The following is a 26050-nucleotide window of genomic DNA, read 5'->3' on the forward strand; positions in this document are numbered from 1 at the left end:
AAAAATAGTATGAAAAAAATTAACGTATATAAATTGGAAGACATTGCTTAAAATGTTGATGAGCTGCATGTAGATTTTGATCTCTCAAATAAAACTGCGCAATGGCACTATGTAAAGCAATATTATTAGCATCCCTTTTTAAACAGTTTTTCAAAAAAACTAGAACAGAACGATCATATGGTAAATTCATCTTGGGTAACAAAGTATAAATAGATGAATCTGGAAAATTTTTAATAGCTTCTTTTACTACTTGATAAGACTCAAAATCAGCTTTACAAATTATAAGCTGATTAGCAAAACAAAAAATTAAATCATAATTGGATCTATATTTTTTCGATAATTTACTCCAATAATTAATTAATCTATCCTTACCGTATTCCTTAGCAATATTAGATAATATACCAGATTGTGCATTTTGAGTAAGTAATTCCAGCTCATTTAAATCAATTAATTTAAATTTTATTAAAACTGGTAATAATTCTAGCAAAGGACTCCATAAATTGAGTTTTAGATAAATTATCTTAAGTAAATTCAAAATAATTTTATTATTTGGATATTTCCCTTTTAAACTCAACAAAGTATTTAAAGAATGGTTGAATTCTGATTCACGAATTTGTTGTTTAGCTTTAGTTATTTGGACAACAAGTTCTGAATTATTTTGTTGACTAGCTAATTGAAGATAATAATCACACTTTTCTTTATTACCAATTTCTTGTGCAGCTTTAGAAGCAATTAAATAATACAATAACTTCAAATTATGGTATCCTGAATGTGATTGAAGAAGTGCTTTTTCTGCCTTTGTCCAATTGCCTTCAAATAAATGCATTATACCTTCATTATAACATAAACTTTTTTTTCTAAATGTATTTAGCCACCCAAAAAAAATTAAACTTTGAAATAACAATTTTTTAATTGTATATTTTAAAAAGAATGCACCTAAAAAAGAAAAAATCAAAAATATAACTAAAGTAGTTATACTCATTTCAATGGTGATATTCTCTAAAGAAATTAGCACATAATTTTTCTGTTGAGAATATCTTGTACCTAAAAATAATCCAATTTCAATAATTATAAATAAAAAAAATAATAGAGTCATAATATATCCTCGTGATATTAGAAAACTAAACATTAAAATCTAAACGTTTTGTCCTAATATTCAATAGGATATTTGGGCTCTTAAGCTTAACTAGGTGACTAACTTGAATGTTCTGTTTTTTTAATTTATTTAACTCTTTATGAAAATTAATTACTGTATCATGATCCTTATCAAAAAAAGAAAATACCCACTGATCAACAATGTTTAGGGAAACTTTATATATTTCAACTTGTTTTCGATAAATAGCGTGTATAGCTGTTTCAAGCTTTATTTTAATATTTTCCTTTAAATATGCTTGCTTTTGTAATGGTAATAATGGTACAACATTGCTGTCATGAACACGAAATTTAATAAAAGTATTTACAAAAGTTTTGAATGATATTAATAAATTCTCTCTCCAGTTACTATGATTAGCCGATACTGATATTTGTTCATTACTTTTTTTATTCTCTAAAATAACTACTGGCAGTTCATCTACTTTCTGTTGTAAATTAATTAAACTCAGAATTATACTATTATAGTCAACTAAAATAATTTTTTTAAGACAATTGATATCGTTTAAGATTGTTGTTTTTAAAGCAAGCAAGTCAGGCTCTTTAAGAGATTCAAGACGTTGTTTAGCAAATTCCATTAACTTTATACTACTAATGACATCATACTCAAAGTAAAGTTTTTTTTCTGCAAGTCGAATGAGATAATCAATTTCAGATAATATCCAATCATTTGGATGTAGATTTTTAACATTACTTTTTACTAAATCAATTTCTATTTTTTTTATGAAATTTATTAATTTATTGATATCTTGTCGTATTTCATATATTTCTGCCTGATTTCTTTCTTTTATTAATTCTAGTTTTTGATTTACCTGAAAAAACTTTTCTTTATAATTCATTCTTTGTCTATGAAATGAAAAAATAATAGAGATAAAAAAAAAGATAATCATTAAACTAAATATTATTATATTACTTTCAAAAACTTCTCTAAAATTTAAATTAATGAAACTTATTTTATTTGGATTTTTTATTTTTATAGAATCAATATTCTTACTATTTTTACTAGCCATAAAATAATTTCCTATTTTTTCTGCACAAAGCTTTTACTAATTTAGCATTAGATGCACTACCTGTACTGATAACATAATTGAACCCCATTTTTTTTGCATCAAAAACAATTCGTTTACTTGGTACAAATAAATCAAGCCCCTGAAACCAAATTCGATGATATGGCTCTATTATTTGAGATAATAAAAACTTTAGTTGAAAAGTACTTGTTACGACTAAACTGTCAACACCTTTATTTTTCCATTGAAGAATTTGAATATTAGAGTTTTCTAATGGAAGTAAAACTCGTTGATATATCTGTTGATATCTTACTATCGCTTGACGTTTTGAAAGTGTCTCAAAAATTAATTCCCTACCACCATTACCACGCAATATGGAAACTTTTTTATTTTTTACATGAGAAAGCTCTGACATTGATAAAAGATGCTCACTATCATTTTCCTTTGGATAATGTACTATTTGTTGAGTAGCTTTACTTAATATCTGTGCAGTTTTTTTACCAATAGCAAAATATTCGGCAGATTTAGGCCAAACCAAAGAAGAAGAGGCAATAGTTTTCTGCATGTAAGTTACAGCATGTTGACTAACAGCAATGATAATATCAAAGGTATGAAGTTTTTTTGCTAAACTTATTATCCTTAGCTGAAGTTCAGGTTGAATAAGTATTAACGGATTATAAATAGAAACAATATTCTTCATTGCCAATTTTTGACATAATATTTCTCCTTGCTTATCTGGGCGAGTGACTAGTACTACAGTCATTAAGTATAATATTCAGAATTTAAATTAGCTAAAATTTCACGAGCTCCATCATCTAATAATTTATTAGCTAGTTGAACCCCTAATTTTGTAGCATCTCTAACAAATCCTGTAATATTACCTCGTATAATTAGTGATCCGTCAGGTTGCCCAACTAAACCATATAATGAAATAGTATTAGCATTCAATGAAGCATAACCAGCAATCGGAACATGACAATTACCTTGCAAAACAGAATTCATTGCCCTTTCACAAGAAATTCGAATAGCTGTATCTTCGTGATTCAATGAAGAAATGATATTATATGTTCTTTGATCATCAAGACGATATTCAATACCAATGGCACCTTGACCTACGGCAGGTAATAATCTGTTTATTTTGATTAAACTGCGAATTCTCTTATTAAACTTCAATCTCTTTAACCCCGCTGAAGCAAGAATAATAGCGTCATATTCATTATTATCTAGTTTACTTAAACGTGTTCCTATATTTCCTCGAAGTTGCTTAATAATAATATCAGGACGATATTCTTTAATTTGGCACTGACGACGTAAGCTGGATGTACCAACAACTGAACCGATTGGTAAATTATCAATAGAACAATAATTATTGGAAATAAAAGCATCACGAGGATCTTCACTTTTACAAACAGCTGCCAAACCTAAATTTTCTGGAAAAACTGTAGAAATATCCTTCATAGAATGTACAGCGATATCTGCTCGTCCTTCTAATATAGCAACTTCTAATTCTTTCACAAATAATGACTTACCTCCAATCTTTGCTAAAGGAATATCCAAAATTATATCTCCTTTAGTAACTATAGTAATTAACTCAACTTCTAGCTCTTTATATTTAGCTTTCAATGCTGATTTTACATAATTAGCTTGCCATAATGCTAATGGACTTTCTCTAGTGGCAATTTTTATAGGTTCCATTTTCATAAGTAAGACTTTCTTCTATAAAATATAGTCATAAACGTCATATTTAATTTAATTAAACTAAGGAAAAAACACTTAAATAACAAGTTGATTTGCTTCTTCTTCTTTCTTTCTTTACCAAAAAAAAAAAATGTTAGAATGATTTAGTTTATCGATTTTAAAGTGCAATTTAATAAAAATTCCATATTTTTTATTCAATCAAGGGATTTCTTTTGTCTTCTGATGCTTATACAAAAACTTTAATACAAAAATTAGATAGCCTAAATCAGAAACGTATTGAACAGGCGATCGCACTTATGGATTCAAAAAGCCGACGTGTATTTCACTTAATTCCTACATTACTTCACTTCAATCACCCAACAATTCCTGGTTATTATGATTCTGATGTACCATTTGGCATCTACGGATTTCAATTTAATGAAATTCAACAAAAGTTTATTTCAGATATTGAATTGATGATTGATAAAAAACTTAGAAATATTAAAGTTCCAGCGATTTTAGGACTATACACTATGGGTAGTACTTCATCTATTGGTCAAAATACCTCTAGTGATTTAGATATATGGGTTACTGTTTCATCTAAAATGAATTATGAACAACGAAATAATCTAACAAAAAAATGTCTACTGATTACGAACTGGGCAAAAACTCAAAAAGTTGAAGCTAATTTCTTTTTAATGGACGAAAAACACTTTAGAGGTAACAATGTTAAAGAAATGACTTGTGAAAACTGTGGTTCTGCTCAGCATGTTTTATTACTTGATGAATTTTATCGTTCAGCTGTTCGATTAGCTGGTAAAAGATTACTTTGGCAAATTGTTCCTCCAGAAATGGAAGAAGATTATGATACATATACAAAGAATTTATGTAAACTAGGTTATATTAATAGTGATGAATGGATTGATTTTGGAAAGCTAAATCATATTCCAGCAGAAGAATATTTTGGTTCAAATCTTTGGCAACTTTATAAAAGCATAGATTCACCATATAAATCAGTATTGAAAGCTATTTTATTAGAAGCATACTCATGGGAGTATCCAAATACAAAACTTTTAAGTATTAATGCTAAGTATCGTTTTTTTTCAAAGTCAGACAGTTCATTTAAGATGGATCCATATTATTTAATGTTAGAAAAAGTCACTAATTATCTAAAAAATATCGGAGATCATGTTCGTTTGAATTTAGTTCGTTATTGCTTTTATTTGAAAACACATGAAAAACTTTCTCAAATTCTAAAAAATAATAATGAAACCTGGAGACGGAGAGTTTTAATTAAAATAATTCATAATTGGAACTGGGATGAAGAAATAATTCAAAAACTAGATAACCACCGTAATTGGAAGATAGAACAAGTAAAAAAAGTACATAATACCTTGCTTGATGCACTAATGTTAAGTTATCGTAAATTGATCAATTTTGCGCGTAGAAATAATATCACCTCTGCCATTAGCCCACGTGACATTACTATTTTAGCAAGAAAACTTTACTCTGCATTTGAAGTATTGCCTAGTAAAATCACATTACTTAATCCAAAAATTGCATTTAGTCTTAATGAATCTGACTTAACATTTATTGAAGTACAGGAAGGTGGGATAAATCAAGCCGGCTGGTATTTATATAACCAGCCATTAATTGCTCATCGAATAATAGGTCAAGCAAAACTTGAATATAACAAATACCTTAGTAAACTTGTAGCTTGGGCGTTTTTTAATGGAGTAATAATTAGAACAACACGATTGCATTCAGTTATACGAAATACTGATCTTGATCTTAATAAATTTACACAAATGGTAAGTAATTTATTCCATACGTTTTCTTCATATAAACAGTACCAACCAAATATGCATTCATTAGTTAATCCATGTGAAATTAAGCAAATGGCTATTTTTATTAATTTTGAATATGATCCAACAACTAAACTAAGTCATAAACCTTTAAAAATCAATTTTAAAAATACTAATGTTTTCAGCTTTGGTGAAAATAAGAAAAATTTAGTAGGTAGTATTGATCTTATCTATAGAAATTCTTGGAATGAAGTTCGTACTTTCAACTTTCAAAGTGAAACAGCAATACTAGATACGTTAAAAATTATTTTAAATAAAATAAACAAAGATGCTTTATCTCAAGAAGCTTTTAATGTTTTTTGTTACAGCAAAAGTTTAAGGGGTATAATACGAACAATGGTTTACCAACTTTTACTTGAATGCATTGACTTACGTTTAAAATCAATCGAACAAAAAAAACATTGTCGATTTAAGGCAATTTGCATTGCTAAGCAGATGTATGGTTTATTTTTTGAATATAGTGGAGTTTCAATTAAAAAACTAGAAAATTCTACTGATTTTTATCAAAATATTTCAAATAATAGATTTAAGGGATTACCAGTGCTTATCATCGAAGATCAAGATACACAACTTCCTTCAATAATTAAGAATTTCGCCAGCGAGGGGCTAGTACAATTTTTCTTTGAAGATACTGAAAATAGCTTTAATATTTATGTTCTTGATGAATTTAATAAAGTTGAAATTTATCGTCAACTTAGTGGAAAAAAAGACCAAATCATTGCTGATGTCAGTAGTTTTTACACTTTAACAGAAACTGGGCACTATTTTTCTTCCTCAGTAAATAATTTAAATTTTACACAGTACTATCAGATAGTCCATTCTAAGAAAGAAAAAACTCAAATTATACCATATCGATGAATAATTTAAAATTTCATCTTATCATACCAAAAAAACAGAAGATGTTTTTTTAGATCCCTATCCCTAGATTTTAAGGCTAACATACTTAATATATAATCAGTTGTTATTTGATAATAATTTGCTTTATTAAATAACTAAGACCATAATACTAAGAAGAAAATTGATGTAAATTATTAATTTGTTCATAAATATTCTTCATCTGTATATCAACTAATTAAATAAATTTAGTATCATTCATACTTTTCTATTGATTTTCTACAGCATGGTGCGATCATAATCAAAAAGAATTTAATATTCATGAGATTAAAAATGAAGTTTTTTTTTTCAAAACTAATCATACTTTCCATTTTAACTTGTATTGGCTGTGGTCAAACTGGTTCACTTTATATATTGGAAGAAGAAGAGGAAAATACTAAAAGAAAAGACTAAATTTTTTTTAAACTAATAGTCTAATTTCTAGATAATGTATCTTGAATCATTTAATTACCAGAAAAAAGTTAAAAACGATTTTATTCTTGATTAAGAAAGACAGAATTCCGGAGTATTTTATATGCATTGCAATTTTTCTAAAATGCATGGTTTGGGCAATAGTTTTATGATTGTTGATTGCATCACTCAAAATATAGTTTTCTCTACTAATTTTATTCGTCGTTTATCTAATCATAATATTGGAGTTGGTTTCGACCAATTATTATTGGTTGAACCTCCATATGATCCAGAAACTGATTTTCACTATAGAATATTCAATGGAAACGGTAATGAAGTTGAACAATGTGGTAATGGTGCACGCTGTTTAGCATATTTTTTACGTATGAAAGGATTAACAAACAAAAATACCATTAAAGTTAGCACTAAAACTGGTAATAAGATAATTTTAAATATAGCAAGAGATAATCAAGTGACAGTTAATATGGGAATACCAAGTTTTGAACCTAAAACTATCCCTTTTCTTGCTAACAAAATAGAAAAAATGTACCTTTTGAATCTTGATAAACATACAATATTTTGTGGTGTTGTTAACATAGGCAATCCTCATGTAATAACTATTGTTGATGATGTGAACACTGTTAATATCAAAAAGATTGGTCCTCTTTTAGAATCACATAAATCTTTTCCAAAACAAGTTAATGCTGGTTTTATGCAAATACTCACTAGAAATGAAGTAAATTTGCGTGTTTATGAAAGATATTCAGGAGAAACACAAGCTTGCGGCAGTAATGCTTGTGCTACTGCTGCTATTGGTATTATGCAGGGATTACTAGATTCCTCTGTAACTGTACATTTACCTGGTGGAGATTTATATATCAAGTGGGAAGGACCCAAAAAACCATTGTATATGACCGGTCCATCTACTCATGTATTTGATGGAAAACTCTCATACTAAATTTTATTTGTATGACTTACATACTAAACTGATTTAATCTAACATAGATTATTCTTAAATAATATATTAAGATGGGGATGGACTATGCTTCTTATATCATATTATTTTGAACTTTACTTTCTTATACTATTAAATAATAAAACAATGCTCTATAATGAAATTGAACTATAGTTCTGGTATAAGATTTTCAGAACTAATCAGTATCAATATCTCTGATATTAATATTTTGAAATTCGTATAATTATAAGAGGGAATAAAGAACGTAAAGTTTTATTTTCTAGATTAGCAAAAAACTGGTTAATAGATAGCTTAAAGTTTGTGGTGAATTTAGTAATAATATGAATGAAAAAGCTTTATTTGCTTCCAAATTAGGAATAGGAATAAGAATGTCACAGCGTAACGTGCAAAAATGTATGGAAGAATGTGGGGTGGGGGAAAGAACCATAATAAATCATATTTCTCCATATAAATTACGTCATTCTTTTGCAATACACATGTTAGAATCCAGTAATAATTACGTGATGTACAAAAACCTATTCAAATTTAAACTCAATTAAACTTTCAAAATCTAGCTAAAATATATGACAACACTTATCCAATAGCGAAAGAAAAAGCAAATGCAATTTTATCGACATTTATCTGAAATTAAAGCAATGACCTTTGATTTAGATGATACACTTTATGACAATCAGCCAATTATGCACCAACTAGAAAAAAAGATGCTAATTTGGTTACATAAGAAACATCCAATTTCCTCCACTCAACCTATAACATGGTGGAAACAGATTAAATATAAATTATTAGAAAAAAAACCACTGCTAAAACATGATGTAACTCTTTGGCTTTTTTACCAAATAGAACAAGGTTTAATACAACTAGAATACTCATTTAGCAAAGCAAGAAAAGCAGCTAAAGAATCAATAGAAAAAATGTTAGAATTACGAAGTCAATTCAAGGTTTCTTATGAAACACATCAAATTCTAGCTTCTCTAGCAGAAAAGATCCCAATAGCAGCTATTACCAATGGAAATGTAAATGTAAATAAAATTGGTTTATCTCCTTATTTTCAATTAGTATTGAAAGCAGGCCGTGATGGTTTAGCTAAACCTTATCCAGATATGTTTATTCAAGCTAAACAATTTTTAAAATTACATTCTCATCAGATTTTACATATTGGTGATCATTTACTTACCGATGTACTTGGTGCTAAAAAAAATGGTTTCCAAGCATGCTGGTACAATAATCAAGGAAAAAACCTGATAAAAAAATCTAATGCGAAATTACTACCAGATATAGAAATTAATCAACTAAATTCAGTATTATTACTAATCTAGTCTTTTTTAGTAAAAAACACTTAATAGACAGAAAAGCTAGAAAAATTTTTGAAAAGGATATTAATACTGTTAATAAAAAGTTTTAACGGTTTTTTATACAAGATTAGAATCTGTCAAGATTGCTCAATCTTTATTTGATATTAGTCCAGATATAAAAATGTTGTTATTACTTAAAGGTAGTAAAAATACTAGAAAGTATCCGAACTAATTAATGTGAAATATAATTGAGCCAATAAGTAAAGCAATAGAAAAGTATAACGATCCAATGATCGTACATCATAAATAATGTTAATCAAACATCTTGAATTTAATAAAGAATGTATAGAAGAAAATATAAACTGCATTGTGTTAGAAAGAATATCCATTTAATTGATAAATATATCGATTTCAGTATATTTTAAAGTAACGTGATAAAATAATCTTAATTTAAGAAGAATATTTGAACTTATTCCGATTTTCTATTACGATAATTAATTTAAAATAAGGGAATGATGAAACAAAAAGTAGTCAAGGTTGGCAATATTTCAATTGCTAATGATATGCCATTTACTTTATTCGCTGGAATCAATGTATTAGAGTCTCGTGATTTAGCTATGAGAGTATGTGAACATTGCTTAAAAGTGACAGAAAAAATTGGTATTCCTTTCATATTTAAAGCTTCTTTTGATAAAGCAAATCGTAGTTCCATATATTCTTTCCGTGGTCCTGGTTTAGAAAAAGGAATGCGAATTTTTCAGGAACTAAAAACAAATTTTGATGTAAAAATTATTACTGATATACATACAGAATCTCAAGCAAAACCAGTATCCGAGATTGTTGACGTGATTCAATTGCCTGCCTTTCTAGCTCGTCAGACTGATTTAGTAAAAGCAATGGCACAAACAGGATCAGTTATAAACATTAAAAAACCTCAGTATATAAGCCATAATCAAATAAAAAATATCGTTGATAAATTTAGTGAATTTGGAAATGATAATATAATTCTCTGTGAGCGTGGTTCTTGCATGGGTTATGATAATCTAATTGTAGATATGTTAGGTTTTGATATAATGAAGAAAGAATCCAAATATAAACCTGTTATTTTTGATGTAACTCATTCACTACAAATTCGTAATTGTTCTGATATTGTATCTGGAGGTCGTCGAAAACAAGTTATTGAACTAGCAAGAGCGGGTTTAGCTACAGGTATTGCAGGTCTATTTATAGAAACCCATCCTATTCCTGAACAAGCACTTTGTGATGGTCCTTCAGCACTTCCTTTAGAAAAATTAGAACCATTTTTATTACAAATGAAAGCCATAGATATTTTGATCAAAAGCTTTCCTACAATTACAATTAATTAATAGGAACTAGGTCCATCAATCATATCGATATCATTTAAAATTAATTGTCAAATGTGTATTCAATTTTATTAGCTGAAGCATTAATCTAGAAAGTTGCTATAATAGATTAATTTTTCTATCTTTACTCTAGAAGAGCAGTATATTTTTTAAAAATAACCTAACAAGAAATAATTATAATAATCAATTTCAGATTACTCTAAAATAAATTCTACTTTACATAGAAAGAAAGTTGTATATGTTGCAATTTATGCATTAATTGTTAGCTAATATATAATTTTCTAGATTTATATATACTTAATCTTTTTCTACCTTACATACTCTGGAGGTTATGCAAGATGTCAGTAAAAAATGTTCTACAACTGCTCAAAGAAAACAAAGTTAAGTTTGTTGACTTACGATTTACTGATACTAAGGGTAAAGAACAGCATATCTCTGTTCCTTCTCATCAAGTCAATCTGATTTTTTTTGAAGAAGGGAAAATGTTTGATGGTTCTTCAGTATCTGGTTGGAAAAGCATTAACGAATCAGATATGATTATGATGCCAGATGCATCTAGTGCTGTTCTAGATCCTTTTACAAAAGAATCAACCTTAAATGTGCGTTGTGATATTCTTGAACCTACAACAATGCAAGGTTATGACCTCGATCCTCGTTCAATTGCAAAACGCGCAGAAGCATATCTTTGTTCTACTGGCATTGCTGACAAAATTTTAATTGGTCCAGAACCAGAATTTTTCTTATTTGACGATGTAAAATTTTCTACAGATATTTCAGGTTCTTTTTTCAAAATTGATGATGTAGAGGCTGTATGGAATACAGGTTCTGAAGTTGAAGGAGGAAATAAAGGTCATCGTCCTCGTGTTAAAGGAGGATATTTTCCTGTTGCTCCTATAGATTCATCACAAGATATCAGATCTACAATGTCTCTTATTATGGAAGAAATGGGTTTAGTTGTTGAAGCTCATCACCATGAAGTAGCAACTGCTGGGCAAAACGAGATTGTAACTCGTTTTAATACACTAACAGCAAAAGCTGATGAAACACAAATTTATAAATATGTTGTACACAACGTCGCTCATGCATTCGGTAAAACGGCAACATTTATGCCAAAACCAATAGCTGGTGATAACGGTAGTGGTATGCATGTTCACCAATCTCTATCAAAAGATGGTATCAACCTTTTTTCTGGGGATAGATATGGAGGTCTTTCAAACTTAGCTCTTTATTATATTGGTGGTATTATGAAGCATGCTCGTGCTATAAATGCGTTTTCAAATCCATCTACTAATTCATATAAACGCCTTGTACCAGGTTTTGAAGCACCAGTTATGTTAGCATATTCAGCTCGTAACCGATCAGCATCTATTCGTATACCAATAGCTAATCCTAAATCACGTCGTATTGAACTACGTTTTGGAGATCCATCAGCGAATCCATATCTTTGTTACTCAGCAATGCTAATGGCTGGTTTAGATGGAATAAAGAACAAAATAGACCCAGGAGAGGCTATGGATAAAGATTTATATGACCTACCAAGTGAAACAATCGAAAAAATTCCAAAAGTTTCAGAATCTTTGCAACAAGCTTTGAAAGAGCTTAATTCTGATCGTGATTTTTTAATATCAGGCGGTGTTTTTTCAAATGATTTTATTAATCACTATATAGACCTTCATTCTCAAGATGTTAGCAAAGTAAATATGGCTGTACACCCAGTAGAATTTGATTTATATTATTCTGTGTAAAGCAGAGGCTATTATAAATAAAGCCTAACTAAAATAACTATGGATATAGCTTACTTTTAGTAGCAAAAACACTCTCACTTTAATGAGTATTCTCTTCTTTATGAGAGTGTTCTAATTATTTTCTATGAACTAATCTGAAGCAAAACCCGCGTTTAAAAGAGCAGCTAAATTATCTGTAGCTTGCTCAACAGATGGACTTTCTTTCTTATAATCACGTTTAGCTTGACGTTCCTGATGGTAAGAGAATCCTGTACCAGCTGGAATAAGACGACCTACGATCACATTTTCCTTTAGTCCACGAAGGTCATCACACTTACCAGAAACTGCTGCTTCTGTTAAAACACGAGTAGTTTCTTGAAAAGATGCTGCTGAAATAAATGATTCAGTTGCTAAAGAAGCTTTAGTTATACCTAATAATTCACGATGAAAAGAAACAAGTTTTTTACCTTGAGCTTCTAATTCCCGGTTAGCAATTTTAACTTGCGAATATTCCACTTGTTCACCTGGAAGAAATTCTGAATCACCAGCATTTATAATTGTACATTTACGCAACATTTGACGAACAATAGTCTCAATGTGTTTATCATTAATTTTAACGCCTTGAAGTCGATAAACTTCTTGTACTTCATTTGTTATATATTGTGTTACAGCATGAACACCACGCAAACGCAAAATATCATGTGATGTTTCTGGACCATCTGCAATGATATCTCCTTTTTCTACTTTTTCACCTTCAAACACATTTAGTTGACGATGCTTAGGAATCATTTCTTCATAAATTTCTCCACAATCACGAGTAATAATAAGACGACGTTTTCCTTTAGTTTCCTTACCAAATGAAACTGTACCTGTATATTCAGCTAAAATTGCAGGTTCTTTAGGTTTTCGAGCTTCAAACAAATCAGCTACACGAGGAAGACCACCAGTTATATCCTTGTTAACACCAGATTTTTGAGGAATACGAGATAAAGTATCACCTATGCTAACTTCAGTATTATCTTCTATATTTACAATTGCTTTACCTGGTAAAAAGTAATGAGCTGGCATTTCAGTACCAGGAATCATAATATCATCACCCTGTTTATCTACCAATTTAATAGCTGGACGCATATCTTTACCTATGGCTGGACGAGCAGCTGGGTCAGTAACTTCACTTGAAGACAAACCAGTTAAATCATCTGTTTGACGTGATACTGTAACACCATCAATCATATCAACAAATTTAACACGACCAGCAACTTCAGTAATAATAGGTATAGTATGTGCTTCCCAATTTGCTATTATTTCGCCAGCATTGACGGTATCATTATTAAATTTACTTAGAACAGAACCATAAGGAAGTCTATGCTTCTCTTTAGTGCGACCAAATTCATCAATAACTGTCATTTCAGATGCGCGAGAAATAATGATAAGCTTTTCATCTTTATTACGAACAAACTTAGCATTGTGCAGTTTGATCGTACCAGTTGTTTTTGCTTGAATATTATTTTCTACAGCAGCAGTAGAAGCTGCACCACCAATATGGAATGTGCGCATGGTAAGCTGTGTTCCTGGTTCACCAATAGATTGAGCAGCAATTACACCAACTGCTTCCCCTTGATTAACTAAATGACCACGTGCTAAATCTCGTCCATAACATAGAGCACAACAACCAAAATTTGTTTCGCAAGTAACTACTGATCGTACTTTCATGCTATCTACTGAATTTTCTTCCATTATCTGACACCACTTTTCATCAATCAAAGTATTACGTGGAATTAAAACTTCTTCAGTACCAGGCTTAAGAACATCTTTAGCAACAACACGACCTAAAGCTAATTCAAAAAGAGCAACTTTCACATCACCACCTTCAATATGTGGCATCATATCAATTCCTTCATGAGTACTACAATCATACTCATGAATAACTACATCTTGAGCTACGTCTACTAAACGTCTAGTTAAATAACCTGAATTTGCTGTTTTTAGAGCTGTATCTGCAAGACCTTTACGAGCACCATGCGTTGAAATAAAATATTGCAATACACTTAAACCTTCTTTAAAATTCGCAGTGATTGGCGTTTCAATAATTGAACCATCTGGACGAGCCATTAAACCACGCATACCAGAAAGTTGACGAATCTGAGCTGCAGAACCACGAGCACCTGAATCAGACATCATGTAGATACTGTTAAAAGATTCTTGCTTCTCCTTTTTACCATCCCTATTAATGATAGTTTCATAAGATAAATTATCCATCATAGCTTTTGCTACCCGATCATTTGCAGATGCCCAAATATCAATTACTTTATTATAACGTTCACCAGCAGTCACAAGGCCTGATTGAAATTGTTCTTGGATCTCACGAACTTCTTCTTCTGCATCAGAAATCTCAAGATACTTAGCATCGGGTACAACCATATCATCGATACCAACAGATACACCTGAAAGTGCGGCATATGAAAAACCTGTATACATTATTTTATCAGCAAAAACAACAGTATCTTTTAAACCAAGTGTACGATAAGCTTCGTTAAGCAAGTTAGAGATTTGCTTTTTACCTAATTTTTGATTGACAATTCGAAACGGTAATCCTTTAGGTACAATCTGCCATAGCATAGCACGACCAATAGTAGTATCCTCTAGCTGAGTTCTATTACTACTTTTTCCATGTTTATCAATTATGGTTTCAGTGATTCTTACCTTGACTTTAGCATGTAATTCAGCATATTTAGTGCTGTATGCTTTTTCAGCTTCTTCAGGTCCAGTTAAATACATTCCTTCACCTTTAGCATTGATCTTCTCTCGGGTCATATAATAGAGACCTAATACAACATCTTGAGAAGGTACAATAATAGGGTCACCTGATGCAGGGGATAGAATATTATTTGTTGACATCATTAAAGTACGAGCTTCAAGTTGTGCTTCTAAAGTTAAAGGAACATGAACAGCCATTTGATCGCCATCAAAATCAGCATTATAGGCTGCACAAACCAAAGGATGTAATTGAATTGCTTTCCCTTCAATTAACACTGGCTCAAAAGCTTGAATACCTAAACGATGTAAAGTAGGTGCTCGATTTAATAACACTGGATGTTCACGAATTACTTCATCTAAGATATCCCAAACTATTGATTCTTCACGTTCTACCATTTTTTTAGCTGCTTTGATTGTTGTAGCCATACCACGAATTTCTAGCTTACTGTAAATAAATGGTTTAAATAACTCTAACGCCATCTTCTTTGGAAGACCACACTGATGCAATCGAAGATACGATCCGACAGTAATTACTGAACGACCTGAGTAATCTACGCGTTTGCCTAGAAGATTTTGCCGAAAACGCCCCTGCTTGCCTTTTATCATATCAGCAAGAGACTTTAAAGGACGTTTATTTGAACCAGTAATTGCACGACCACGACGACCGTTATCTAGAAGTGCATCAACAGACTCTTGTAACATACGTTTTTCATTTCGAACAATGATATCTGGAGCAGAAAGCTCTAAAAGACGCTTTAAACGGTTATTGCGATTGATAACACGACGATATAAATCATTTAGATCAGAAGTAGCAAACCGACCTCCATCTAAAGGAACAAGTGGACGTAAATCTGGCGGTAATACTGGAAGAACAGTCAAAATCATCCATTCTGGATTATTCCCAGATTGCACAAATGCTTCAACTAATTTTAAACGCTTTGTAATTTTTTTACGCTTAGTTTCAGAGTTAGTTGTCTTTAATTCTTCTCGCATTGTATCTATTTCAGAATTCAAGTCCATACTACCCAATAAATCCCGAATAGCTTCTGCTCCCATTTTAGCAGAGAACTCATCTCCCCACTCTTCTAAACAATCTAAATATTCCTCTTCAGTAAGCATTTGTGATTTTTCAAGTTCAGTCATACCTGGTTCTGTTACAACATACATTTCAAAATAAAGAACACGTTCAATATCACGTAGTGGAATGTCCATTAGTAAAGCAATACGAGACGGTAATGATTTTAAAAACCAAATATGCGCGACTGGTGAAGCAAGTTCAATATGACCCATACGATCACGACGAACTTTAGTCTGTGTAACTTCTACACCACATTTTTCACAAATAACGCCACGGTGTTTCAAGCGCTTATATTTTCCACATAAACATTCATAATCTTTTACTGGACCAAAGATACGTGCACAAAATAAACCATCACGTTCAGGCTTAAATGTACGATAATTAATGGTTTCAGGTTTTTTAACTTCACCAAAAGACCATGAACGAATCATATCTGGAGAAGATAAACCAATCTTTATTGCATCAAACTCTTCAGTTTTATGTTGTGCTTTTAGAAAGTTTAATAAGTCTTTCACATTTAGCTCCTTCAAGGAATTAAAAAGGAGGTTGCCTTATTACTAGCAAGCATCGTCCTTCTACTAAATAACCCTAAAAGGATTACTTTTTATCTTCTAACTCTATATTAATGCCCAACGAACGAATTTCTTTTAGTAAAACATTAAAAGATTCTGGCATACCAGCTTCCATACTATGATTACCATCAACAATATTTTTATACATCTTTGTTCGACCACTAACATCATCAGATTTAACTGTTAACATCTCTTGCAATGTATAAGCAGCACCATAAGCTTCTAATGCCCATACTTCCATTTCACCAAAACGCTGACCACCAAATTGAGCTTTTCCACCAAGAGGTTGTTGAGTAACTAAACTGTATGAACCTGTCGAACGAGCATGCATTTTATCATCCACAAGATGATTTAATTTCAACATATACATATAACCAACTGTTACAGAACGTTCAAACTGCTCACCAGTACGGCCATCAAAAAGTTTTAATTGACCGGATTCTGGTAATTCAGCTAGTTTAAGAAGAGCCTTAATAGATTTTTCTGAAGCTCCATCAAAAACAGGTGTTGCAATCGGTAATCCCTCTTTTAGATTATTGACTAGCGTATAAACTTCATTATCTGATAAAGAATCTATATTGACAGATTGACGGGTATCATCAAGATCATAAACTTTTTGTAAAAATCCACGAATTTTTACTAAATCTTGCTTCTCTTTAAGCATTTTATTGATCTTATCACCAATTCCTTTTGCTGCTAAACCTAAATGAACTTCTAAGATCTGACCAATATTCATACGAGAAGGTACTCCTAATGGATTAAGAACAATATCTACAGGACGACCAGTTTCATCATAAGGCATATCTTCCACGGGATTGATCTTCGAAATAACTCCTTTATTACCATGACGCCCAGCCATTTTATCACCTGGCTGAATACAACGTTTTACTGCTAAATAAACTTTTACAATCTTAAGAACACCTGGTGCAAGATCATCACCTTGAGTAATTTTTCTCCGCTTTGTTGCAAATTTCCTATCAAAATCTATTTTAAGCTCATTCCACTGTTTAGCTAGTTGTTCAAGCTGCGATTGTCCTTCATCATTACTTAAAGTCAACTCTAACCAATCAGAACGATTAGTTTTATTTAGACTAGCTTCAGAATAACCAAAAGATAAAAGAACTGAACGAACACGAGTAAGCAATCCTCCTTCAAGAATCTGAAATTCTTCAGTAAGATCTTTCTTAGCCTCTTTTAACTGCATTTGTTCAATATCTAAAGCACGTTTATCTTTTTCTATGCAATCTCTAGTAAATACCTGAACATCAATAATTGTCCCTGAAACAGAATTAGGTACCCGTAATGATGTATCTTTTACATCTGATGCTTTTTCTCCGAAAATAGCACGCAATAATTTTTCTTCTGGGGTCAGTTGAGTTTCCCCTTTAGGTGTAACTTTACCTACTAAAATATCACCGCTTTTCACTTCAGCACCAATATAGACAATACCTGATTCATCTAATCTAGATAAAGCTGATTCAGCTACATTTGGAATATCAGCTGTAATTTCTTCAGAACCTAACTTAGTATCGCGTGCTACACAAGATAACTCTTGAATATGAATAGTTGTAAAACGGTCCTCTTGAACTACACGTTCAGATACTAATATGGAATCTTCAAAATTATAGCCATTCCATGGCATAAAAGCGATACGCATGTTTTGACCAAGAGCAAGCTCACCTAGGTCTGTTGAAGGTCCATCAGCAAGCACATCGCCAAGAGATATTTGCTCACCTGGCATGACAGTTGGTCTTTGATTAATACATGTATTTTGGTTAGAACGGGTATACTTAGTTAGATTATAAATATCAATTCCAGCTTCACCAGGAATTAATTCATGTTCATTAACTTTTACAACAATACGAGAAGCATCAACAGATTGAATTATGCCACCACGTTTTGCAACTGCAGTAACACCTGAATCAACCGCAATATTTCTCTCTATACCAGTACCTACTAATGGTTTATCAGATTTAAGAGTAGGTACAGCTTGACGTTGCATATTAGCACCCATCAACGCTCGGTTTGCATCATCGTGCTCGAGAAATGGAATGAGAGATGCTGCTATAGAAACTATTTGATTAGTTGCTACATCCATATAATTAATATGCTCCCGAGGATGCAAACCTGATTCTCCTTTTTGACGAGCTGTAATCAGCTCCTCAGCAAATGTACTTTCTTTGGTTAAAATAGTATTTGCCTGCGCAATAATAAATTGACCTTCTTGGATTGCAGATAAATAATCAACTACATCTGTTACTATACCATCTACAACCCGACGGTACGGAGTTTCTAAAAAACCATATTCATTACAACGCGCGAATGCAGATAATGAATTAATTAAACCAATATTTGGTCCTTCAGGTGTTTCAATAGGACATAATCGGCCATAGTGAGTTACATGAACATCACGTACCTCAAATCCAGCTCGCTCACGGGTAAGACCACCAGGACCTAGAGCAGAAATTCGACGTTTATGCGTAACTTCTGATAAAGGATTATTTTGATCCATAAATTGCGATAGCTGTGAAGAACCAAAAAATTCTTTAACAGCTGCTGATATAGGTTTAGCATTAATTAAATCTTGAGGCATTACTGAGTCAAGATCTCCAAGACTTAATCGCTCTTTTACTGCACGTTCAACACGAACAAGCCCTATTCTAAATTGATTCTCAGCCATTTCTCCAACACTACGAATTCGTCGATTACCAAGGTGATCAATATCATCAACGTCTCCATTTCCATTACGAATTCTAATAAGCTTTTTCATAACTTCAATTATATCAATTTCATCAAGAGTTACCTGTTCATTACCATCTTTACGATTAATAGAGCTATTAAATTTCATCCGACCAACAGTTGATAAATCGTAACGATCTTCAGAAAAAAATAAACTTTCAAATAATGATTCCGCTGCTTCTTTTGTTGGTGGCTCACCAGGTCTCATCATTCGATAGATCTCTACTAATGCTGAAATACGATCTGTAGTATTATCAATTCTTAATGTTTCAGACATAAAAGGACCATGATCTAAATCATTAGTAAATAAGACCTCTATAATTTTATCACCAGATTGAGAAAAATTTTCTAAATGTTCTAAAGTAATCTCTTCGTTCGCAGACAGAATAATCTCACCTGTTACTTTATTTATATAATCTTTAGATGAAACTTTTCCCAAAATATATTCAACAGGAACATGAATTTTATTTACAGAATGTTTTTTAAGTTCTCGAATATGACGTGCTGTTACACGACGACCAGCTTCAATATATATCTTTCCATTAACTTCAATATTAAATAATGCAGTTTCACCACGTAAACGATCAGGAATTAGCTCCATGAGGAGGACTTCTTCTTTTATTTCAAAACATATTTTTTCGAAAAATAAATCTAATATTTCTTCAGTCGATTTTCCTAGTACACGAAGAATAATTGAGGCTGGTAATTTCCGTCGACGATCAATTCGAACATATAAATTGTCTTTAGGGTCAAACTCAAAATCTAGCCATGAACCTCGGTAAGGTATTATACGAGCATTATATAGAACTTTACCAGATGAGTGTGTTTTACCTTTATCACTATCAAAAAAGACCCCTGGACTTCTATGCAGTTGTGATACAACAACTCTTTCTGTGCCGTTGATGAGAAATGTACCATTATTTGTCATTAATGGAATTTCTCCCATATACACTTCTTGTTCTTTAATGTCTTTCACAGTACCTGGTAGTGCATCTCTATCAAATATAACAAGACGTAACTTAACACGTAGTGGTTTCGAATAAGTAACACCGCGTACTTGACATTCTTTAACATCAAAAGCTGGTTCACCAAGACGATAATTAACATATTGTAGCTCAGAGTTAGCGTTATAGCTTTGAATAGGAAATACAGAACGAAACGCAGCTTCAAGACCATATTGTCCTTCAGAATCCTGTTTGATGAATTTATCGAATGAGTCAAGCTGAATCGATAACAAATAGGGAATATCCAACACTTGTGGACGAGTACCAAAATCCTTTCGAATTCGTTTTTTCTCGGTATAAGAGTAAACCATTTGGGTCCCCAGTTCGCTTATAAGTAACCAAAACTGCTCAATCTTCAGAATTTTGAGCAACGACTAATAGGTGTGTTTATGATAACACCTATAATTTTTAGCGCTTTTTGAGCATGGCAATCAAAAAGTAATAGAAGAAAATACCTATATTCTACAGTATAAAATGGCTGATGATTAGGATATCATCAGCCATTAAGTTAACGAATGTAACAAAATTACTTAACCTCAACAGAGGCTCCTACTTCTTCTAACTTAATTTTAAGAGCTTTAGCTTCAGATTTATCAATGCCTTCTTTTAATAAAGTTGGAGCTGAATCAACAAGAGCTTTAGCTTCTTTTAATCCTAAACCTACAGCAGTTCGTACAGCCTTAATAACAGCAACTTTATTACTACCATGAGCATTTAATATGACACTAAATTCAGTTTGTTCAACAATTTCTTCATCAGGAGTAGTATTATTAATTACAGTAGCAGCAGAAACATGGAATTTTTTTTCCATTGCTTCAATTAATTCAACAATTTGCATTACAGACATATCTGATACTGCATCTAGGATTTGCTTGTTGGTAATAGACATAACAGCTCTCTTTATAATTTAATCAACAGTAAATTTATTTTCAGTCAACAGATAAAAAACAGCTAAAAGCTTATGTTGACACTCCCTCTTTTTCTTTTTTATTACGAATAGCATCCATAGTACGAACAAGCTTACCAGATGAAGCTTCTTTCATACATAGCATCAACCGTAGAATAGCTTCATTATAAGTTGGTAAAGTAGCTAATACATCAAAATTTGCTATGGCTCCTTCAAAAGCAGAAGACTTGATTTTAAGTGATTTATTTTCCTTAATAAATGTTTTTAAAAGTCGTGCAGCTGAACCTGGATGTTCATTAGAAAATGCAATTAAGGTAGGACCAATAAAAGTACTAATTAAGCATTCATAACTCGTTCCTAATACTGCACGACGTGCCAGAGTATTACGCACAACTTTTATGTGTACTCCACTTTCTCTAGCTTTTTTACGAAGATTAGTCATTTCTCTCACTTTAATTCCACGAGAATCAACTACAACTACAGAAAGTGCATTACTAGCAGCCTTATTGACTTCAGAGACAATCTTTTCTTTCATTTTAAGATTTAGAGCCATGTCTTGATTTACTCCTGGTTATAGTTATACAATTAGCTAAACATGATCGGAACAGTAGTAACTTATCCAAGTACATTTTTTTCAAAAAAAGTAATAAGATATTTCATCAAATTGAATTAGCATTCAAATACAATAAACAGTATATTTAAATGTAAAATGCTAGCTGGAAGACTGAAAATACGAAGACTAACCTTTATAAAATTTAGTTCTTTCAAAAAAGAATCATACTTTACTTATACTAGATTGGGTAATAGACAGACCAGCTCCCATTGTAGTAGAAACACTTATTTTTTTAAAAAAATTGCCTTTTACTGAAGAAGGTTTGGCTTTTTTCAAATCGAAAAGAAAACATTCTAAGTTTTCTTTAAGCTGAATTGTAGAAAAACTGACCTTGCCAATAGTAGCATGAATTATTCCATTTTTATCATTACGATAATGAATCTGACCAGCTTTGGCATTTTGTACTGCTTTAGTAATATCATTGGTTATAGTACCCATCTTTGGATTTGGCATAAGACCACGAGGTCCTAAAATAGTGCCAAGTGGACTGACAATGTGCATTGTATCAGGAGAAGCTATAACTACATCGAAATTACATTCACCTTTTTTTATACGCTCTGCAATATTTTCCATACCAACAATTTCTGCACCAGCTTGTTTTGCTAACAGAGCATTTTCACCTTGTGCAAATACTACAGTACGCACTTCTTTACCAATCCCATTAGGTAAAACAGTTGCAGCACGTATATTCTGATCAGACTTTTTTGAATCGATAGCAAGATTAATAGCAACATCTACAGATTCAATAAATTTAACGCTAGCAAATCTTTTTAGAAGAGCAATAGCTTCATCTATTTCATATTCCTTAGCTAAATCAATTGATTTATTAATTAGACTAATACGTCTAGATACTTTCTTCACAAGCTTACTCCTTTAATATCAAACCAATAGAACGAGCAGTACCTAAAATAGAACGTTTCATTGATTCAATATTAACGCCAGTCATATCTACTGCTTTTATTTTTGCAATTTCTTCAACTTGAGCATCAGTTATCGTACCTATCTTCTCTGTATTAGGGCGCGATGAACCAGAACTTACACCAACTATTTTTTTAAGAAGGACTGAAGCAGGAGGAGTTTTAGTAACAAAGGTAAAAGAACGATCAGTATAGATTGTAATAACGACTGGAGTTGGAAGACCTTTTTCTATAGACTCAGTTTTTTCATTAAATGCTTTACAGAACTCCATAATATTTACACCATGTTGACCAAGAGCAGGACCAACTGGTGGACTAGGATTTGCCATACCAGCGGCAACTTGCAGCTTTATAGAAGCTTTAACTTTTTTAGCCATTATATTTCCTACGCTACCAATGCAGCTAAATATCAAGAAAACTCGAAGGATACAATAAAATAGGAAGAATTATAACAATACTCTATATAACTAACAAGACTTATAGTGAAAATTTAATCAAGTTTTTCTACTTGACCAAATTCAAGTTCAACTGGTGTTGCCCGACTAAATATTGACACAGATACTTTTATACGGCTTTTATCATAATCCACATCCTCAACAGTACCATTAAAATCAGAAAACGGACCATCATTAACCCGTACGACTTCACCTACCTCAAATATTGTTTTAGGTCTAGGAGATTCACTTGCCTTTTCTAAACGATTCAAAATAGCATCAGCTTCTTTATCAGTAATAGGTGATGGAGAATCTGAAGTACCACCAATAAAACCAAGTACACGAGGAACACTACGCACTAAATGCCATGATTTATCATTCATTAACATTTTAACTAATACATAACCAGGAAAAAATTTTCGTTCGCTTTTACGACGCTGTCCAGAGCGTATTTCTACTACTTCTTCAGTAGGAACTAATATTTCTCCAAATAAATCTTCCATATTCCGGATCTTGACATGCTCACGTAATGATTTAGCAACACGAGATTCAAAACCAGAGAAAGCTTGGACTACATACCAACATTTTTTATTAGAACATTCACTCATGAACTTATAACCCTCAGATTTCTGTTGCCAATTTAATAAGATAAACCATAATGCTATCAATACCCCATAATATTAAAGCCATTAAAACACTCACAGCAAAAACAATCAAAGTTATTTGCATAGTTTCTTTCCTAGTCGGCCAAATTACCTTTCGAATTTCTTGTCTAGATGCACGTACAAATTCTACTGTTGCCAAACCTTTATTTGTTCTTAAAGCGAGAAAAAAAGCAATGATAATAAAAAAAATAATTACTACAGTACGGATGACTATAGATATTTCAGAATAAAAATAATTGCCAATAACAGCTAAAATTAGTATTAAACAGCTAATAATCCACCTAAATCTATCGACTAAAGGAGAGCCATCAGAAATTCTAATTTTATTTAATTTCATAAACTCAATCTCTATTTCTTCAGATTTTTTTAGAAAACATTTTAAAAATCATGTTCTATCTAACTTAGAAAGGGATATTATATCTTTCTTATTCAAAAATTTTAGCAACAATACCAGCACCTACTGTGCGACCACCTTCACGAATAGCGAATCGTAATCCTTCATGCATAGCTATTGGAGCTATTAACTCAACAATCATTTTTATATTGTCACCTGGCATGACCATTTCAACACCTTCTGGTAAAGAAATATTGCCTGTTACATCAGTTGTACGAAAATAAAACTGCGGTCGATAACCTTTAAAAAATGGAGTATGTCTACCACCTTCATCTTTTGACAACACGTATACTTCAGATTCAAACCTGGTATGTGGAGTCATTGAATTAGGCTTGGCTAATACTTGACCACGTTCAACTTCATCACGCTTTATACCCCGAAGAAGTACACCAACATTTTCACCAGCACGACCTTCATCTAATAACTTACGAAACATTTCAACACCAGTACATGTAGTGGTTATAGTATCTTTTATCCCAATAATGGAAACTTCCTCTCCAACTTTTAAGGCCCCACGCTCAATACGGCCAGTCACTACTGTACCACGACCTTGAATGGAAAATACATCTTCAATAGGCATTAAAAATGGCATATCAACTGCACGTTTAGGCTCTGGTATATAATTGTCTAAAGCTTCAGCAAGCTCAATAACTTTTGCTGTCCATTGCTCTTCACCATTTAATGCACCTAATGCAGAGCCTTGAATTACTGGCAAAGTATCACCTGGAAAATCATATTCAGATAAAAGTTCACGAACTTCCATTTCTACTAACTCAAGTAATTCCTCATCATCAACCATATCACATTTATTCATAAATACCACGATGTAAGGAATACCAACCTGACGTCCTAGTAATATATGTTCACGGGTTTGTGGCATAGGCCCATCTGTTGCTGCTACTACTAAAATACCACCATCCATTTGAGCCGCACCAGTAATCATGTTTTTAACATAATCTGCATGTCCTGGACAATCAACATGTGCATAATGTCGTGTTGGAGTATCATACTCAACATGAGAAGTAGAGATAGTAATACCTCGCTCACGCTCTTCTGGAGCATTATCAATAGACGCAAAGTCTCTTGCAGCACCCCCGTATACTTTAGATAATGTAGTACAAATAGCTGCAGTTAAGGTGGTCTTACCGTGGTCAACATGGCCAATAGTACCAACGTTCACATGCGGTTTTACACGTTCGAATTTTTCTTTAGACATAACAGTTTGCCTTTAAATTTCAATACTCATAATTTAGATGGTTTGATAATGAAAAAATAATAAAAAGAAACTAATTATAAAGTGGTGCTGATACCCAGAATTGAACTGAGGACCTCATCCTTACCAAGGATGTGCTCTACCTACTGAGCTATATCAGCACTCAAAGATTAAAATGACTAAAACCTGGAGCGGGCAACGGGAATCGAACCCGTATCATCAGCTTGGAAGGCTGAGATAATAACCATTATACGATGCCCGCACTACGACATAAGCTAAGAAAGCTAACTAAATATGTATGAATAAGCAATTTCCTACCAATTAATAATGGTGGAGGGGGACGGATTCGAACCATCGAAGGCAGTGCCGGCAGATTTACAGTCTGCTCCCTTTAGCCACTCGGGAACCCCTCCAATATC

At 32.0% G+C, this 26050-nt stretch carries 19 protein-coding genes and 3 tRNA genes; 6 read left to right on the forward strand and 16 right to left on the reverse strand.

The features are described 5' to 3' along the window. Positions 1 to 19 precede the first annotated feature (19 nt). The 4 genes from O1U_RS04120 to hemC are packed head-to-tail and all read right to left on the reverse strand — an operon-like array spanning position 20 to position 3857. Positions 20 to 1096 carry a heme biosynthesis HemY N-terminal domain-containing protein gene (locus O1U_RS04120; protein WP_016504134.1) on the reverse strand — a complete coding sequence of 359 codons (1077 nt, stop codon included), beginning with the start codon at positions 1094 to 1096 and terminating at the stop codon, positions 20 to 22. A gap of 25 nt (positions 1097 to 1121) precedes the next feature. Then, the gene (locus O1U_RS04125; protein WP_016504135.1) at positions 1122 to 2159 is read right to left on the reverse strand and encodes a uroporphyrinogen-III C-methyltransferase; all 1038 of its coding nucleotides are present in this window, start codon (positions 2157 to 2159) and stop codon (positions 1122 to 1124) included. Then, entirely contained in the window at positions 2152 to 2919 is a 768-nt protein-coding gene (locus O1U_RS04130; protein ID WP_016504136.1) for a uroporphyrinogen-III synthase, read from the reverse strand. Before O1U_RS04130 ends, O1U_RS04125 begins: the two co-directional genes overlap by 8 nt. Next, positions 2919 to 3857: a hydroxymethylbilane synthase gene (gene hemC, locus O1U_RS04135; RefSeq protein WP_016504137.1), complete on the reverse strand. Its 939-nt coding sequence runs from the start codon at positions 3855 to 3857 to the stop codon at positions 2919 to 2921. The genes O1U_RS04130 and hemC overlap by 1 nt, the downstream gene beginning before the upstream one ends. Before the next feature lie 209 nt (positions 3858 to 4066). Between hemC and O1U_RS04140 the strand changes: the two genes are divergently transcribed. The 6 genes from O1U_RS04140 (at position 4067) to glnA (ending at position 12359) form a co-directional block, all read left to right on the forward strand. Then, positions 4067 to 6556 carry a class I adenylate cyclase gene (locus tag O1U_RS04140; protein WP_016504138.1) on the forward strand — a complete coding sequence of 830 codons (2490 nt, stop codon included), beginning with the start codon at positions 4067 to 4069 and terminating at the stop codon, positions 6554 to 6556. A 550-nt stretch (positions 6557 to 7106) separates the two neighbouring features. Further along, positions 7107 to 7940 carry a diaminopimelate epimerase gene (gene dapF, locus O1U_RS04145; RefSeq protein ID WP_016504139.1) on the forward strand — a complete coding sequence of 278 codons (834 nt, stop codon included), beginning with the start codon at positions 7107 to 7109 and terminating at the stop codon, positions 7938 to 7940. Positions 7941 to 8278: 338 nt separating this feature from the next. After that, the gene (locus O1U_RS05025; protein ID WP_052541668.1) at positions 8279 to 8497 is read left to right on the forward strand and encodes a tyrosine-type recombinase/integrase; all 219 of its coding nucleotides are present in this window, start codon (positions 8279 to 8281) and stop codon (positions 8495 to 8497) included. 60 nt (positions 8498 to 8557) lie between these two features. Next, the gene (gene yigB / locus O1U_RS04150) at positions 8558 to 9274 is read left to right on the forward strand and encodes a 5-amino-6-(5-phospho-D-ribitylamino)uracil phosphatase YigB (protein WP_016504140.1); all 717 of its coding nucleotides are present in this window, start codon (positions 8558 to 8560) and stop codon (positions 9272 to 9274) included. Between the two features lie 491 nt (positions 9275 to 9765). Beyond that, a complete protein-coding gene (kdsA, locus tag O1U_RS04155; RefSeq protein WP_016504141.1) occupies positions 9766 to 10617 on the forward strand; it encodes a 3-deoxy-8-phosphooctulonate synthase in 852 nt (283 codons plus the stop codon). A 335-nt stretch (positions 10618 to 10952) separates the two neighbouring features. Further along, positions 10953 to 12359 (forward strand): glutamate--ammonia ligase, encoded by a 1407-nt coding sequence (gene glnA / locus O1U_RS04160; RefSeq protein ID WP_016504142.1) that lies wholly within the window; start codon positions 10953 to 10955, stop codon positions 12357 to 12359. A 129-nt stretch (positions 12360 to 12488) separates the two neighbouring features. On the opposite strand, the gene rpoC is transcribed toward glnA, so the two are convergent. The 12 genes from rpoC to O1U_RS04220 all read right to left on the reverse strand — a co-directional run bounded on the left by rpoC (position 12489) and on the right by O1U_RS04220 (position 26044). Then, a complete protein-coding gene (gene rpoC / locus O1U_RS04165) occupies positions 12489 to 16688 on the reverse strand; it encodes a DNA-directed RNA polymerase subunit beta' (RefSeq protein ID WP_016504143.1) in 4200 nt (1399 codons plus the stop codon). 82 nt (positions 16689 to 16770) lie between these two features. Further along, entirely contained in the window at positions 16771 to 20799 is a 4029-nt protein-coding gene (rpoB, locus tag O1U_RS04170) for a DNA-directed RNA polymerase subunit beta (RefSeq protein ID WP_016504144.1), read from the reverse strand. 215 nt (positions 20800 to 21014) lie between these two features. After that, positions 21015 to 21377, reverse strand: a complete 363-nt coding sequence (rplL, locus tag O1U_RS04175; RefSeq protein WP_016504145.1) for a 50S ribosomal protein L7/L12 — start codon at positions 21375 to 21377, stop codon at positions 21015 to 21017. A 70-nt stretch (positions 21378 to 21447) separates the two neighbouring features. Beyond that, the gene (gene rplJ / locus O1U_RS04180; protein WP_016504146.1) at positions 21448 to 21948 is read right to left on the reverse strand and encodes a 50S ribosomal protein L10; all 501 of its coding nucleotides are present in this window, start codon (positions 21946 to 21948) and stop codon (positions 21448 to 21450) included. Between the two features lie 222 nt (positions 21949 to 22170). Further along, positions 22171 to 22869, reverse strand: a complete 699-nt coding sequence (rplA, locus tag O1U_RS04185; protein WP_016504147.1) for a 50S ribosomal protein L1 — start codon at positions 22867 to 22869, stop codon at positions 22171 to 22173. 4 nt (positions 22870 to 22873) lie between these two features. Further along, on the reverse strand, positions 22874 to 23302 hold the full coding sequence (gene rplK / locus O1U_RS04190) for a 50S ribosomal protein L11 (RefSeq protein ID WP_016504148.1): 429 nt from the start codon (positions 23300 to 23302) through the stop codon (positions 22874 to 22876). 113 nt (positions 23303 to 23415) lie between these two features. Beyond that, positions 23416 to 23967, reverse strand: coding sequence for a transcription termination/antitermination protein NusG (nusG, locus tag O1U_RS04195; protein WP_016504149.1), 552 nt, complete (start codon positions 23965 to 23967; stop codon positions 23416 to 23418). A 13-nt stretch (positions 23968 to 23980) separates the two neighbouring features. Further along, entirely contained in the window at positions 23981 to 24361 is a 381-nt protein-coding gene (gene secE, locus O1U_RS04200; RefSeq protein WP_016504150.1) for a preprotein translocase subunit SecE, read from the reverse strand. 88 nt (positions 24362 to 24449) lie between these two features. Then, positions 24450 to 25634 (reverse strand): elongation factor Tu, encoded by a 1185-nt coding sequence (gene tuf / locus O1U_RS04205; protein WP_040356503.1) that lies wholly within the window; start codon positions 25632 to 25634, stop codon positions 24450 to 24452. A gap of 82 nt (positions 25635 to 25716) precedes the next feature. Further along, positions 25717 to 25792, reverse strand: a tRNA-Thr gene (locus tag O1U_RS04210). 26 nt (positions 25793 to 25818) lie between these two features. Then, a tRNA-Gly gene (locus O1U_RS04215) sits at positions 25819 to 25893 on the reverse strand. Positions 25894 to 25959: 66 nt separating this feature from the next. Next, a tRNA-Tyr gene (locus tag O1U_RS04220) sits at positions 25960 to 26044 on the reverse strand. Positions 26045 to 26050: the final 6 nt, after the last annotated feature.

Source organism: Candidatus Photodesmus katoptron Akat1 (genome assembly GCF_000478685.1).
In the GTDB taxonomy this organism is placed as follows: Bacteria; Pseudomonadota; Gammaproteobacteria; order Enterobacterales; family Vibrionaceae; genus Vibrio; species Vibrio anomalopis.